Source organism: Methylobacterium sp. WL64 (genome assembly GCF_008039945.1).
Taxonomy (GTDB): Bacteria; Pseudomonadota; Alphaproteobacteria; order Rhizobiales; family Beijerinckiaceae; genus Methylobacterium.
This window is the reverse complement of record NZ_VRVA01000076.1, coordinates 14369-27473: the sequence shown is the minus strand read 5'-3', so window position 1 is coordinate 27473 and position 13105 is coordinate 14369. Positions and strand designations below refer to the sequence as shown.

General features: G+C 70.2%; 18 protein-coding genes. 12 read left to right on the top strand and 6 right to left on the bottom strand.

The window, feature by feature from the left end; translation table 11 throughout:
* Nucleotides 1-19: 19 nt before the first annotated feature.
* A complete protein-coding gene (locus FV242_RS23605; RefSeq protein ID WP_147940625.1) occupies nt 20-799 on the top strand; it encodes a DUF1499 domain-containing protein in 780 nt (259 codons plus the stop codon).
* 2 nt (nt 800-801) lie between these two features.
* On the opposite strand, the gene FV242_RS23600 is transcribed toward FV242_RS23605, so the two are convergent.
* Nucleotides 802-1722: an MBL fold metallo-hydrolase gene (locus FV242_RS23600; RefSeq protein ID WP_147940624.1), complete on the bottom strand. Its 921-nt coding sequence runs from the start codon at nt 1720-1722 to the stop codon at nt 802-804.
* Between the two features lie 520 nt (nt 1723-2242).
* Between FV242_RS23600 and FV242_RS23590 the strand changes: the two genes are divergently transcribed.
* Nucleotides 2243-2419 (top strand): DUF1328 domain-containing protein, encoded by a 177-nt coding sequence (locus tag FV242_RS23590; protein ID WP_007568853.1) that lies wholly within the window; start codon nt 2243-2245, stop codon nt 2417-2419.
* Nucleotides 2420-2586: 167 nt separating this feature from the next.
* On the opposite strand, the gene FV242_RS23585 is transcribed toward FV242_RS23590, so the two are convergent.
* Entirely contained in the window at nt 2587-2934 is a 348-nt protein-coding gene (locus FV242_RS23585) for a NepR family anti-sigma factor (protein ID WP_246692840.1), read from the bottom strand.
* Nucleotides 2935-3104: 170 nt separating this feature from the next.
* Here FV242_RS23585 and FV242_RS23580 point away from each other — a divergent pair, with 170 nt between their 5' ends.
* Together FV242_RS23580 and FV242_RS23575 are read left to right on the top strand one after the other, a co-directional pair.
* Nucleotides 3105-3908, top strand: a complete 804-nt coding sequence (locus FV242_RS23580; RefSeq protein WP_147907535.1) for a response regulator — start codon at nt 3105-3107, stop codon at nt 3906-3908.
* Between the two features lie 461 nt (nt 3909-4369).
* Entirely contained in the window at nt 4370-4744 is a 375-nt protein-coding gene (locus tag FV242_RS23575) for a hypothetical protein (RefSeq protein WP_147940623.1), read from the top strand.
* 172 nt (nt 4745-4916) lie between these two features.
* Here the strand turns inward: FV242_RS23575 and FV242_RS23570 are convergent, their stop codons facing one another.
* Nucleotides 4917-5105, bottom strand: a complete 189-nt coding sequence (locus FV242_RS23570) for a general stress protein (RefSeq protein ID WP_147907533.1) — start codon at nt 5103-5105, stop codon at nt 4917-4919.
* A 250-nt stretch (nt 5106-5355) separates the two neighbouring features.
* Here FV242_RS23570 and FV242_RS23565 point away from each other — a divergent pair, with 250 nt between their 5' ends.
* Entirely contained in the window at nt 5356-5562 is a 207-nt protein-coding gene (locus FV242_RS23565; protein ID WP_147907532.1) for a hypothetical protein, read from the top strand.
* 11 nt (nt 5563-5573) lie between these two features.
* Here the strand turns inward: FV242_RS23565 and FV242_RS23560 are convergent, their stop codons facing one another.
* Entirely contained in the window at nt 5574-6413 is an 840-nt protein-coding gene (locus FV242_RS23560) for an SCO family protein (protein WP_187278531.1), read from the bottom strand.
* A gap of 79 nt (nt 6414-6492) precedes the next feature.
* Between FV242_RS23560 and FV242_RS23555 the strand changes: the two genes are divergently transcribed.
* Nucleotides 6493-6936, top strand: coding sequence for a cyclic nucleotide-binding domain-containing protein (locus tag FV242_RS23555; protein ID WP_147855109.1), 444 nt, complete (start codon nt 6493-6495; stop codon nt 6934-6936).
* A 2-nt stretch (nt 6937-6938) separates the two neighbouring features.
* Here FV242_RS23555 and FV242_RS23550 read toward each other — a convergent pair whose 3' ends face one another.
* Entirely contained in the window at nt 6939-7382 is a 444-nt protein-coding gene (locus FV242_RS23550) for a VOC family protein (RefSeq protein ID WP_147907531.1), read from the bottom strand.
* 226 nt (nt 7383-7608) lie between these two features.
* Between FV242_RS23550 and FV242_RS23545 the strand changes: the two genes are divergently transcribed.
* Complete coding sequence (locus tag FV242_RS23545; RefSeq protein ID WP_147907530.1) at nt 7609-8289, top strand: L,D-transpeptidase; 681 nt, start codon at nt 7609-7611, stop codon at nt 8287-8289.
* Between the two features lie 272 nt (nt 8290-8561).
* On the top strand, nt 8562-9053 hold the full coding sequence (locus FV242_RS23540; RefSeq protein WP_246692175.1) for a thermonuclease family protein: 492 nt from the start codon (nt 8562-8564) through the stop codon (nt 9051-9053).
* A 58-nt stretch (nt 9054-9111) separates the two neighbouring features.
* Here the strand turns inward: FV242_RS23540 and FV242_RS23535 are convergent, their stop codons facing one another.
* Entirely contained in the window at nt 9112-10224 is a 1113-nt protein-coding gene (locus FV242_RS23535) for an AI-2E family transporter (RefSeq protein ID WP_147940622.1), read from the bottom strand.
* Nucleotides 10225-10525: 301 nt separating this feature from the next.
* On the opposite strand from FV242_RS23535, the gene FV242_RS23530 reads away from it, so the two are divergent.
* From FV242_RS23530 to FV242_RS23515, 4 genes are all read left to right on the top strand, one after another.
* A complete protein-coding gene (locus FV242_RS23530; RefSeq protein ID WP_147856187.1) occupies nt 10526-10834 on the top strand; it encodes an acyl carrier protein in 309 nt (102 codons plus the stop codon).
* 21 nt (nt 10835-10855) lie between these two features.
* Nucleotides 10856-11323 carry a 3-hydroxyacyl-ACP dehydratase FabZ family protein gene (locus FV242_RS23525; RefSeq protein ID WP_147907528.1) on the top strand — a complete coding sequence of 156 codons (468 nt, stop codon included), beginning with the start codon at nt 10856-10858 and terminating at the stop codon, nt 11321-11323.
* The gene (locus FV242_RS23520) at nt 11320-12450 is read left to right on the top strand and encodes a beta-ketoacyl-ACP synthase (RefSeq protein ID WP_147940621.1); all 1131 of its coding nucleotides are present in this window, start codon (nt 11320-11322) and stop codon (nt 12448-12450) included. The genes FV242_RS23525 and FV242_RS23520 overlap by 4 nt, the downstream gene beginning before the upstream one ends.
* Before the next feature lie 346 nt (nt 12451-12796).
* Nucleotides 12797-13006, top strand: a complete 210-nt coding sequence (locus tag FV242_RS23515; RefSeq protein ID WP_007568877.1) for a cold-shock protein — start codon at nt 12797-12799, stop codon at nt 13004-13006.
* Nucleotides 13007-13105: the final 99 nt, after the last annotated feature.

Below are 13105 nucleotides of genomic sequence, written 5' to 3'. Positions count from 1 at the left end.
GAACCCCTCCGTGACCCCCATGCGCCGCCAGCTTATCGAGGATCCCGTCACCCGAGCCGGGCCGCTGTCGCGGCAGCTCGCGGTGTTCTCGATCCTCGCCACCGGTCTCGCCCTGATCCTGGTGCGGGACCCGCGCGCCGACACCGACGCGGCGCTGGTGGCGCTCGCGGCCGGGCTGTGCGTCGCCCTGGCCGCGGCGGTGGCGGCCGTCTTCGCGTTCGTGCATGTCTGGCGCGAGGGCGCGCGCGGCCTGGGCGCCGCGCTGGCCGGCCTGGTGCTAGCGATCCTTCTGCTGGGCTACCCGGCCTATCTGGGCGTGCGCGGCCTGCGCCTGCCGGTCCTGTCGGACATCACCACCGATATCGACAACCCGCCGGCCTTCTCGCGCTCGCGCGCCGCCTTCGCGGCCCGGGGTGGGCGCTACCCGGCCGATCCCGGCCCGGCAATCCGCGAGCGCCAGCGCGCCGCCTACCCGCAGATCGCCCCGCTGACCCTCGACATCGGTGCCGAAGAGGCGTTCGAGCTGGCTCGCAAGGCGGCCCTCAACCGGCATTGGCAGATCGTCGAGGCGATCCGTCCCGGGGGACGCACCGGCAACGGGCGGATCGAGGCCGTGGCCCGGGGCCTCATCCTGAACCTGCCCGACGACGTGACTGTGCGGATCCGCCCCCGGGCCGACGGCGCCCGGATCGACGTGCGCTCGGCCTCGCGGCTCGGCGGGCGTGACTTCGGCACTAACGCCGACCGGATCCGCGCCTATCTCGACGACGTCGCCAACCTCGCGCTGGCGGTGAAGTAGGGTCAGGCGGGCACGTAGGTCGCATCAAGCCGCGGCGGCCCGTCGCAGGCGACCAGCCCGCGCCCGACCAGATCCTCGAGATGGGCGAACACCGACAGGGCGGCCGCGCCCCGCAGCCGCGGATCGAGCCCCTGGTAGATCGCCGCCACCACCTCCGGGATGCGGGTGTCCCCGGCGACCAGCCGGGCGCGGATCGCTGCCTCCCGCTGGCGACGGTGGCCGATCAGGCAGCGGACGAGCCGCGCGGGCTCGCGGACCGGGCCGCCATGGCCGGGCCAGTAGATCGTCTCGCCGCGCCCGCGCAGCTTCTCCAGAGAGGCCATGTAGGCCCGCATCTCCCCGTCCGGGGGGGCGACGATCGTGGTGTTCCAGGCCATGACGTGGTCGCCCGAGAACAGGGATTCCGCCTCGGGCAGCGCGAAGGCGAGGTGGTTCATCGTGTGGCCGGGGGTCTCCACGGCCACGAGGGTCCAGCCGGGACCGGATACGGCGTCGCCCTCCGCCAGGATGCGCGCCGGCGCGTGCGCCGCGTCCGAGCTGGCATCGAGCATCGGCGCCTCGCCCTCCGCCAAGGCGCGGGCGGCCCGGTGCGGGCCGCAGCCGACGATCGGCGCCCCGGTCCGGGCGGCCAGCAGGCGGGCGCCCGGCGAATGATCGCGATGGGTGTGGGTCACCACGATCGCCTCGACGCGCTCGGTGCCGAGGTCGTCCAGGAGCGCCGCGATGTGGCTGGGATCGTCAGGGCCGGGATCGATCACCGCCACGCGATCCTGGCCCACCACGTAGGTGCAGGTGCCGGTTGCCGTGAAGGGGCCTCCGTTCGGGGCGATCCGCCGCCGGATCAGCGGGGCTACGCGCTTCATGCGCCCGCTTTCGGGCAGGGACCGCTCGACACGCGGCCCGCCCTCGTCTTCGACCGTCATCGCCACCCCGTCCCGTGCCGGCGGTGGTTCTACGGCTGCGCGCGATCGCCGCGCAATCGGGCGCAGCGGCCAGGGGGCTTTCCCTGAGGACAACGGTCCCGGAGGGAGCCGTACCTCAGGACATGCGGGACGTCACCCCGCGCGGTGCGAACGCCCGGACCGGACGCGAACGGGGACCGGTACGGGGGCCGGCGCCACGCCGAGGCCGAGGGCAGCCGCGCGCGCCGCATCTGCGGCACCATCGACAATCTCGGTGACACGCGCCGCCAGGGCGGCGAGCTTGGATCGAACGGCTCTCTTTGCAGCTTGCAGCATCTCGGATCCCGGTTCGGACCTAGTGACCTAACAGCGAACGCGACCGTCTGACTCCCGTTCCGTCACCCAATCGTCGCGGGGCGGTTCGCCAGCGAGACGAAACCGGTGGGCTTTGTCAAGTGCGCGGAACCAGAACCAAACCTTGGCGTTTTGGAGTCCAGAACGACGCGGCCGCCCGCGCCGGACCTTTCAAAGGATACGCACAATGCTCGGTTGGGCCGTAACTTTCCTCGTCGTGGCTCTGGTCGCCGCTCTGCTCGGTTTCGGTGGTATTGCCGGCACCGCCATGGAAGCTGCCAAGCTTGTGTTCTTCGTGGCGATCGTCCTGTTCGCGATCTCGGCCGTTGTCGGCCTGATGCGTGGCCGTTCCCCGACGCTTTAAAGCCATCGTAGAGGCCGGCGCTGGCGCCGGGCTGGCAATGGACTTGGGAAAAGCCGCCGTCCCAAACGGCGGCTTTTTCATCGCGGCGACATCAGGATCCACAGGGTCCACCGGTGCCGCCCGAGCCTTCCAAGCTCAAGTCTTCCGTCGCTGAAGACTTCCACCGCTCAGGTTTTCTCGCGCTCACCGCCGTCCAGCTTGGCGATGAGTTCGGCAAACCGGTCGGGCACGGGTTGCAGGGCGACGGTATCGTACATCGCGCGCAACTGAGCGGCGATGCGGTTGCGGGTCTGGTCGCTCAGGCCGCTCCCGTCGGAGCGCGCACCAGCGGATGTCGCGATGCCCCGGGAAGCCCCGGATTGGCGCGCTTCGGACGGTGCCGTGGGTTCTGCGGCGGTGCCAGTATATGGATCGCCCGCATTGGGGGCTGCATCCTTACCCTGATCCGCCATCCACACGCCCCTTATTGCCGAAGTCCGCTGGGCCGCATTGTACTGCGGCTCGACATACGCCATGGCTGCGGCTGCAACGCCCGCCCGCCGGATCGGTTCCGCTGGGGGCGGAACGGAGTGCGGGCCGCCGCGTTGGGCGGTAGGCTGCGCAGGATACAAGCCGGCCCCGGCACGGCCTCGGTCGCGGACCGAGGCATCGCGGCCGGGCAACACGGCGAGGCACAGGGGATCGAATGTCGACATCGCAACTCGTGGTACAGCACCTGCCGTACCTGCGCCGCTACGCTCGGGCGCTCACGGGGAGCCAAGTGGCGGGCGACGCCTATGTCGCGGCCACCCTGGAAACCCTCGTCAACGAGCCGGATACGCTCGGCCGCAGCACCAACATCAAGGCCGACCTGTTCCGGGTGTTCACCCGGATCTGGAACTCCCTGTCGGTGAACGGACGCAGCGAGCAGGTCCAGCACGACCTCCCCGCCGAAGTCCGCCTCGGCCAGATCACGCCGCTGCCGCGCCAGGCCTTCCTGCTCTCCTGCCTCGAAGGCTTCTCGGAAGAGGACGCCGCGATCATCCTGGCCGTGGACGTCTCCGAGGTCCGCGACCTGGTGGACGAGGCCGGCCGCGAGCTCGCCGCCGACATGGCCACCGAGATCCTCATCATCGAGGACGAGCCGCTGATCGCCATGGACCTCGAGGCCTTGGTGGAAGGCCTCGGCCACAACGTCATCGGTGTCGCCCGCACCCGCACCGAGGCGATCAAGATCGCCAGCGACGGCAAGCGTCCCGGCCTGATCCTGGCCGACATCCAGCTCGCCGACGGCTCCTCGGGCCTCGACGCGGTGAACGACCTGCTGAAAACCTTCGAAGTGCCGGTGATCTTCATCACCGCGTATCCGGAGCGCTTCCTCACGGGTGAGCGGCCCGAGCCGGCCTTCCTCATCGCCAAGCCGTTCCAGCCGGCGAACGTCTCCGCGGTGATCAGCCAGGCGCTGTTCTTCCAGCAGACGGCGCGCCGCCGGGAAGCCAAGTCGGCGTGACCACGAAAGTCGGTTCTCTGCAGTAACCGGGGGCGGTCCGCCGTCTCCGGGCTCGGCCCTCAGGACTGTCCCGAACAAGCCCCGGCGAAAGCCGGGGTTTTAGTTTGCGGTGTCCCTCGCGGTGCCCCTGACCTGCGGCGTGCAAAAAAACGGGCTGGAGATGGCTCCAGCCCGTCGAAGAGGTTCCGGCCGATGCACAAGGGGAATGCGGGGAGGACCAGGTGGCCGGGTGTCGTGAGAACGAGCGCCGGGCCGGGAGGTTCCGGACAATGCGCTTTTTAAGCAAGCGTGACTTTTTCCGCACAGGGGACGGTTGTGGATGACGCCGGTGCGCCGTCGCACCAACGGCTTGAACGCGAACGAATACTCAGTGCCCACATGGACGGGATAGTTGTGGAACCTGCAATTGCACGCCGCGTTGTGGAAACATCCTGTCAAGCTCTCATGATGAGGTCGGGGCGATGCTGCGGTCGGGTTTCATTCTGGGCGTGAGTGCTCCCGCGGCTCTTCTCACCGTGCTGATTCAGCCGGTGGTGCGGGAGACCGCCGACCGCTGGACGCCGCCGGTGCTGACCGCGGCGGCCGCCGTTCAGGCGCCGCTTCCCGGCATGCGCCCGGCCTCCCTGGCTCTCAGCCCGACTCGGGTCGCCGGGGTACAGCGCGTCGACAGCCGTTCGGGCCCGGTCGCCGAGGAGGGGCAGGAAATCGGCATCCGGCCGCTCCTGAAGCAGCCGCAGCAGCCGCGCCGTCTGGTCCGCGAGGGGTGCGAGACCGCGCTCAGCTCCTTGGTCGGACCCGAGGCCCGCCGCATGATTCCGGGTCGCTGCATTTCCTGATAGCCTGGCTGGTCCGCTTCCAGACACCAGAAAGCCCCGTCCGTCCGGCGGGGCTTTCTGGTGTCTGGGCCGCAGTGTGAGCTCCCGCGATGACGTGAGCCGGTCGGTCAAAAAAAGACGGCGCCGGTCCAGGGGACGCGGCGCCGTTACGCGACTCGTTCGGTCCGGTGCGTCACTCGGCGCGGCCGGTCCCCGTGGACTGCCCACCCTTGCGACCGGCCGTCGAGGCCAGTTCGCGGTCCTGCGAGAAGGAGCGCTTCTCGGCCGGCACGCTGCGTCCGCCCTTGCTGGCGATCTCGCGCTGCCGCGACAGGTCCATCGAGGCAAAGCCCCGCTTCGAGGTTGAATTTCCGGATGCCATCAGTTCCTCCTCAGGCTTCGCTTCACCCCGCAACAACCTTCAGCAATAACCAAGGTTCCTGTCATGAGACGTGGCCAAGTTTGGCAAAGCTAAGCTTGGCGGCAACCGCGGGCTGAGTGCGGCGTTGGTCCCCGGTTGATCTGCGCGTTTCTCCGCAGGCGCCCGCTGCCGACCAGCCCAAGGCCGGCCTACTCTCGCGCGGCCGCGCCCGGTTCCCACGCCGCAGGCTTTCGAGGAGAGGTTTCCGCCAGTGACGAACCGCAACATGGTCAAGGACGCGGCCGGATCCGAGCCGGCCGTGAAGCCGAATACGCCGCCGCTCCCGCCGATGCCGGCCCCCGAGGATTCGCCGACGCCGACCACCCGCGAGGAGCCGATCGATTCGCCGCACCTCAACGCCAGCCTGAAGCGTGAGGCGCCGGCACCGGGCGAGCAGGGGCTTTCGACGAAGCGCTGAGGCGCCGCCCGTCAGCCGGGCCCCGCCCGCGTCCTGCGAGACAGGCCGAACACCAGCAGGCCGATCCCCAGGATCGTGGCAAGGCCGGCCACGGTCAGGATGCGCTGGACCAGCGGCGTGTAGAGGCCGCGTGCGGCATCGTAGCCGTAGCACAGCAGCGTCAGACGGTCGGCCAGGCTGCCGACCTGCCCCTCTCCGGCTTCCGTCAGGGCGAGCCGGAGGTCCCGGCCGGTCAGCGCCAGGGGTGAGAGCACCCGCGCCACCCGGCCGTCGCCGGTCAGCAGCATTGCGGCGGCGGGATGGGCGAAGCTGTCGGTCCCGGGATCGTAGACGGCCGTGTAACCGAGTGCTCCGGTCAGCCGGGCGAGGGCGGCATCGGTGACGAGCAGGGGCGTGGCGCCGGCCGCGCGCGGCCCGAGCGTCTCTTGCAGCATGCGACGCGCGGCCGCGGCGTCGTCGCGGGGATCGATCCCGACGAGCACCCACGCGTACTGGTCCGCGGGGAGGCCGGTAGCGGCCAGCGCGTCGGCGGCCATGGACAGCATCGGGTCGCAGACGTTCCCGCAGGTGTAATCCACCGGCAGCAGGAGGGTGGCGCGCCCGCCCAGCGCCTCTCCCAGCGTTGTGGTGCGCCCGGTCCGCGCGTCCGTCACCGGCACGGAGAGCGGCGCCTGGGCGCCGGGCGCAGGGGCAGCCGCCACCCGGGCGAGGTCCGCCTGAACCAGGCGCGCCTGGGCGGTCCCGGGATTCGCCAGGCCAGCGCATGCAATCGTCAGTAGGCTGACGATCAGGTACTGAACCGTGCGGATTGCGTCGGGCCTGGGACTGGACAAGGGCTTGATGAACCGCATGGATATGTCGTCGGCCGGTCCGGCCCTCTCAGTACCACCCATGCCCGCGAGGGCGTGACACCCGTCGCGGAGCCAGTGCATGACCCTCGACACCGAGGTTTCCTCCCTGCGGCAGGTGCCGCTGTTCCGCGAGGTGGAGCCGGCCCGCCTGAAGCTTCTGGCCTTCACCAGCGAGCGCGTGCATTTCGAGCCGGGCCAACGCTTCTTCGCTCGGGGCGACGTGGCCGATGCCGCCTACGTGATCCTCATGGGCAGCGCCGAGGTGAGCATCGACGGGCCGGCCGGCCCGGTCCGGCTGGCGCTGCTCGGGCAGGACGCCCTGGTCGGCGAGATGGGCATCCTGGCCGACCAGCCCCGCTCCGCCACGGTGACGGCGGAGACGGCGGTGACGGCGTTGCGGATCGACCGCGGCGTGTTCCTGGAGCTGCTGGCGCAGTTTCCCCAGATCAGCATTGCGCTGATGCGGGTGCTGGCGCTGCGGCTGGAGCAGACCAACCAGGCGCTCGCTGAGAGTCGGGGCTGACCTCACGCGGTCGGATAGGTGATGAATTCCAGGAGCGAGCCGTCCGGGTCGCGGAAGTAGACGCTGAGGCCGAGGCCTGCCGCGCCGTGACGCTCGACCGGGCCCAGCTCCACCGGCACGCCGGCCGCCTCGAGATGCGCCATCGCGGCCTCGATCGTGCCCGACCAGCGGAAGCACAGATCGCTGTTCCCCGGGAGCACGGGTTGCGCCGCCACCGGCTCCGCCTTCACGCCCGGCCCGTGGCAATTAAGCTGCACGCCGCCGAACCGGTAGGCGAAGCCGCTCCCGCGCTCGATCACCTCGGCGCCGACCACGTCGCGGTAGAAGGCGTTGGACCGCGACCAGTCGGTGACGTGGATCACGCAATGGTCGAGGTGGATGGCCGGGCGCAGAAGGTCCCCGGGGACGACCGCCGCGTCGGTCGCAAGCGTCTCGGTCTCGGCCATGTCGTGCCTCCGCGGATGCCGGATCTCAGGGGCGCCGTCGTCGCCCAGGAACCGGTAGCGACCGTTCGAAGGCCGTACCGGTCCGCGATCTTCCGCGCCGAATTAGGGCGCAACCATGGCCGTGGCAGTGGGCGCTCGCGCGTCCGTGCGGCGCAAAAGCTACATCGTCGCAGACGGGGAGACGGTAGGCATAGCGCCCTGGACCGTATCCCGCATGTCAGGACCCATGATCGCATCCCACCTGTCGGCCTGGAGCCGAATTCGCCGGCTCCTGCTCTCGCGAATTCTGCTCGCCGTGGTGGCGATCGCGCCGCTGGCCGCCTGCCAGACCCGCCCGTCCCAGCTCGCACAGGACGATGAATCGGCCTGGTACATCGGGACGAAGGCCGACAAGCCGTTCGACATCCCGCTGGTCGACACCGCCCGCCTCGATCCGAAGTACCGCCGCCAGCAGGTGAGCTACAACGGTCCGGAGAAGCCCGGCACGATCCTGGTCGACATCGACCAGCGCCAGCTCCTCCTGGTCCAGGCCGACGGCACCGCGATGCAGTACGGCGTCGGCGTCGGCAAGGCCGGCTTCTCCTGGAAGGGTGAGGCGCGCGTCGGCCGCAAGGGCGTCTGGCCGGATTGGAGCCCGACCGTCACGATGGTCTCGCTCAACCCCGACCTGCCCCGCACCCGCAAGGGCGGCGTCGACAACCCGCTGGGCGCCCGGGCCCTGTACCTCTACCAGGGCAACCGCGACATCCTGTTCCGGATCCACGGAACCAACGAGCCCTGGAGCATCGGCGAGCAGATGTCGTCGGGCTGCGTCCGGATGCTCAACGAGGACATCGCCGACCTCTACGAGCGCGTCCCGGTCGGCACCCGGGTCCTGGTCAAGCGGAGCGGCAAGTACCGGACTTGACGTTCGGTTCGCCGGATTCCGGTCCCATACCGTCGCGGATGTCGGTGGATCGCCGGCTCGATGCCCGTCCCTGCGCGTGAAATGTGGAAGCTGAGGGGCAACGCTTTCGCAATCTCTTCGCGTAACGGTCGGTCGAGCGCGCTCCGCGGGACGCCCGGTTCTTCCCAAAGCGCATGGCTGAGCCGGCAAAAGCGCCACAATGGCCGGCGATTCCGGGCCCTTCGAGAAATCCTTGCCGGTCTTTCGTGGACAGCTTTCCAATGACAAGATCGATGCTCGCCCTCTTGCTCCTCTGTTCCCCCGCCGCCGCGGCCGGAACGATCAGCGGACCGGCGACGGTGATCGACGGCGACACGATCGAGGTGCACGGCACCCGCATCAACCTCTACGGGATCGACGCGCCGGAGACGGCGCAGAGCTGCCAGACCGTCACCGGCCGGGAATACCGCTGCGGTCGCGACGCCGCCCTGGCGCTGACCGCCCATATCGGCAGCGGCGTCGTCACCTGCGAGCGCCGCGACGGTACGCCCGTCAGCGGCATTGCGGGCGTCTGCCGCGCGCATGGCGAGGACCTCTCGGCCTGGATGGTCGCCCAGGGCCATGCCTTGGCCAGCCGCCAGGTCACGGTGGCCTACACCCCGCAGGAGGGCCACGCCTGGGCGACGCGGCGCGGCCTCTGGGCCGGGACCTTCGAGAAGCCCGCCGATTGGCGCCAGGACCGGCGTCGCATGGAAGCCTCGGCCGGTGCGAGCGCGGCTGATTAGGGCATCGTCCCGAACGGCGCCCGCACGCCTTCGAGACACGGCGACGCCGTAGACGCGATCACGCCGTCTTGTCGTGGCCCTCGGTGAATTCCCGCCAGAGCAGGACCAGCGCCGCCATGACGGCCGGGCCGACGAACAGGCCGAGCAGCCCGAAAGTCTCGACGCCACCCAGGATCCCGAGCAGCACCCACAGGAACGGCAGCTTCGTGGTGCCCCCGATCAGCGCCGGCCGAACGAAGTGGTCGGCCGCGAACGTGACCACGAATCCGGCCACGGCCACGACGACCGCGGCCTTCATCGAACCCGCCGCCACCAAGAGGAGCGCCGCGATCGCGATTGCGAGCGCCGCGCCGAACGGGATCATGGCGGCCACCGCCGTGAAGGCCCCGAGCAGCACCGGATGCGGTACCCCGGCGAAGTAGTAGACCACCCCGAGGATGAAGCCCTCGCCGAGTCCGACCAGAACGAGGCCGTCGACGGTCCCGTGCACCGAAGCCACCATCTGCCGGGCGACGCGCTCGCCCCGGGGGCCGAACAGCCGGTCGCAGGCGGAGCGGGCCTGCTCGGTGATCGTGCGCCAGTCGCGGAACAGGAAGAACAAGGCGACCAGGCTGAAACCGAACAGCACGATCCGGTGCACCACCTCGCGTCCGAAGTTCCGTGAGGCGCCGACCACCGAGTGGTTGTCGAACCGGTGCAGCAGGTCGGATCCCGCCTGGGCGTGCCCGAGATTGTCGTTCCACCACGCGGTCGCCTGTGCGGCGCCGTAGGGCAGGTGCTGCAGGAATTCGGGGGCCGGGATGCCGCTCGCCTCGGCGTTGCGCACGAACTCGGCGACGTCGTGGGCCTCGCGTGCCGCCTGAACCCCCAGGATCGCCAGGGGCGCGAGGAACACCAGGGCCACCGCGGTGGTCATCAGGGTCGGCAGCAGCAGATTGTGCCGGCCCGGTGGGAAGCGGCTCTCCAGGCGGGCGTAGAGCGGCCACAGCGCGATCGCCAGCACCACCGCCCAGGCCAGCGCCGGCAGGAACCCGTGCAGGATCCAGAGCCCGAGCGCCGAGAGCGCCAGCACCAGCACGACCCGGGCCGCGCCCTGGGAGCGCGCCCGCTCCGGCGGCGGTGGGGGGCCGGGATGGGCCGGAGCCGTGACGGGCTGGACCGTGGGTAACATCCGTCTCGTCTCCTGACGCCGCGCAACCGATGCCGCGCACATAGGCCGAATTCGTCGCGGCGCAGGGGGCGTCCGCGCACACGATCCGGTGCACGACCCCGAACCAGCGCTGCAACGCACCGGGAACCGCCGCGGTTGCCGCCCCTGACCCCCTCGTGTAGAGGTCGCGGCCGTCCGACGGGCCCGTAGCGGGCCCCGTACGCGTATTGGTGGCCGCGCGGGGCGTGAGCGCCGGGTCGCCCGGCGTCGAGGGGGGCTCCCCGCCCGACCGATCCGGAAACCGAACAGCCCGCGAGAAGACATGTCCGACGAGCCCGCCCACGGCAGCGCCACCTTCCAGCGCGTGGCCGACATCATAGCCGAGACCGCCGACATCCCCCGGGACAGGATCACCCCGGAGAGCCACGCCATCGACGACCTCGGCATCGACAGCCTGGCGTTCCTCGACATCGCCTTCGCGGTGGACAAGGCTTTCGGGATCAAGCTGCCGCTCGAGCGCTGGACCCAGGAAGTCAACGAGGGCAAGGTCCCGGCCGAGCAGTATTTCGTCCTCAAGAACCTGTGCGCGCGCATCGACGGCCTGGTGGCCGAGAAGGCCGCCAAGGTCTGACGCGCCAGAGCCCGACGCCCCATGCGCCTCGAATATTTCGAGATGATCGATTCCGTCCGGCACCTCGATCGGGCCGCCGGCCGGATCGAGGCGCTGGCTCGGGTTCCGATGGAAAGCCCTGTCTTCGAGGGACACTTCCCCGGCCATCCGCTGGTCCCCGGGGTGCTGCTGACCGAGACCATGGCGCAGGCCTCCGGCTACCTCGTGCTCGCCCATCTCGATTTCACCCGGATGCCGTTCCTCACCGGCGTGGACAAGGCCCGGTTCCGGTCCTTCGTCGGGCCTGGCGCGGACCTGATCGTGACCGCGACGCTGGAGCATGACGGCTCGGGCTACGCCGTGACGAAGGCGGCGATCAGCCATGCCGGGACGGCGCTGTGCGACGCCGAACTGCGCTTCCGCACCATGCCGTTCCCGGATGGGCTCGACGTGCCGATGCGCGCGCGGGCCCAGGCAATCGGCCTGTTCGCGGACCCGGCGCAGCCATGAGCCGTCCGGTCGTCGTCACCGGCCTCGGCCTCGTCTCCTGCGCGGGCGAAGGGATCGACGCGCATCTCGCGGCCCTCGATGCCGGCGCGGCGCCCCGGACCGACACCGAGACGTTCGCCCCCTATTGCGTACATCCGGCGCCGCCGATCACCTGGGACCAGCAGATCCCAAAGCGCAGCGACCAGCGGCAGATGGAGGCGTGGCAGCGTCTGGGTGTCTACGCCGCCGGCCTCGCCCTGGATTCCGCGGGCGTGAAGGACGATGCCGCCCTCAAGCAGGCGCTCCATCTCGTCGTCGCGGCGGGCGGGGGCGAGCGCGACTACGCCGTCGATGGCGCGATCCTGACGGGTCTGCGCGATGCCGCCGATCCGGGCGCCTATCTCAATGAGCGGCTGCAGAACGACCTGCGGCCGACGCTATTCCTCGCCCAGCTCTCGAACCTGCTCGCCGGCAACATCGCCATCGTGCACGGGGTCACGGGGGCCTCGCGGACCTTCATGGGGGAGGAGGCGGCCGGCGTGGATGCGCTGCGGATCGCGCAGGCGCGAATCGCTTCGGGGCAGATCGACGCGATCCTGGTCGGCGGCTCCTACAGCGCGGAACGGCCGGACGTGCTCGTGGTCCACGAGATGGGCGGCTACCTCGCCCGTGCACCGTACCGTCCGGTTTTCGAGCGGGCTGCGGCGGCGTCCGGCTTCATCCTGGGGAGCTGCGCAGCCTTCCTGATGCTGGAATCGGAAGCACACGCGGCTGCTCGCGGGGCTCGGGCGCTCGCCCGGCTGGACCGTGTCGCGAGCGACCGCACGCGGCGCGTCCCCGGCAGCGTCGCCGCCAGCCTCGAAGCGCTCTGGATGCAGGCCGGCCTCTCGGCCCCGGACCGCGTCCTGTCCGGAGCCTCGGGCGTCACCGTGATCACCGAGGAGGAGCGGGACGCGCTCACGCGGCTCGCGCCGGGTGCCGACGTCCGGGCGCTCGGCGACGTGATCGGGCACGGCCTCGAGGTCGTCGCCCCGCTCGGGGCGGCTCTCGCGGCAGGTCTCGTCGCGGCAGGGTCGGCCCGCGAGGTGGCGGTAACGACGGTGGGCCATCGCCGTGGCGAAGGGGTGCTGCGCCTGCAGACGGCCTGATCAGCCTGCGGAAACGGTCCGAAGTGCCTGGACGCCGGGCCACGCGGCCCTTCGACAGCGGCCGCCATCTGCCTGGAGGCGTGCATCTTCCAGCCGTCTCTCGGTTCACTGCCGGTCGAAACGAAGCCGGCCTCGTCGATCCTGATCCGCGCGGAAATAGTTCGGCGGACTTGCCAATGCGCGGGTGAGGGTCTATCTCAGCCGCATCGGCACGTGTCCGGATATCTTGGACCGTTACGCCTTCGCAGGGCGGTTCTGACTTTCCTATCGCTATCGGTCGATACCGGCATTTGCTTTTACGAGCGGATGTCATTTCTCACTACGCCTGCGAAGATCGAGGAATTCCATGAGCACCGGAACCGTCAAGTGGTTCAACGAGACCAAGGGCTACGGCTTCATCCAGCCGGATGACGGCGGCAAGGACGTGTTCGTTCACGTCTCGGCTGTCGAGCGCGCCGGCCTGCGTGGCCTGAACGAGGGCCAGAAGGTCTCTTACGAGCTGGAAACCGACCGCCGCAGCGGCAAGGAGTCGGCCGGCCAGCTTCAGACGGTCTGATCGCCGCTAGACGGCCCGTGTTGAAGCCGCTCCCGAGGGAGCGGCTTCTTCGTATCTGCTTTCGATCCCGGGGTGACGGCGGCCCGCCGCGCCCAACTC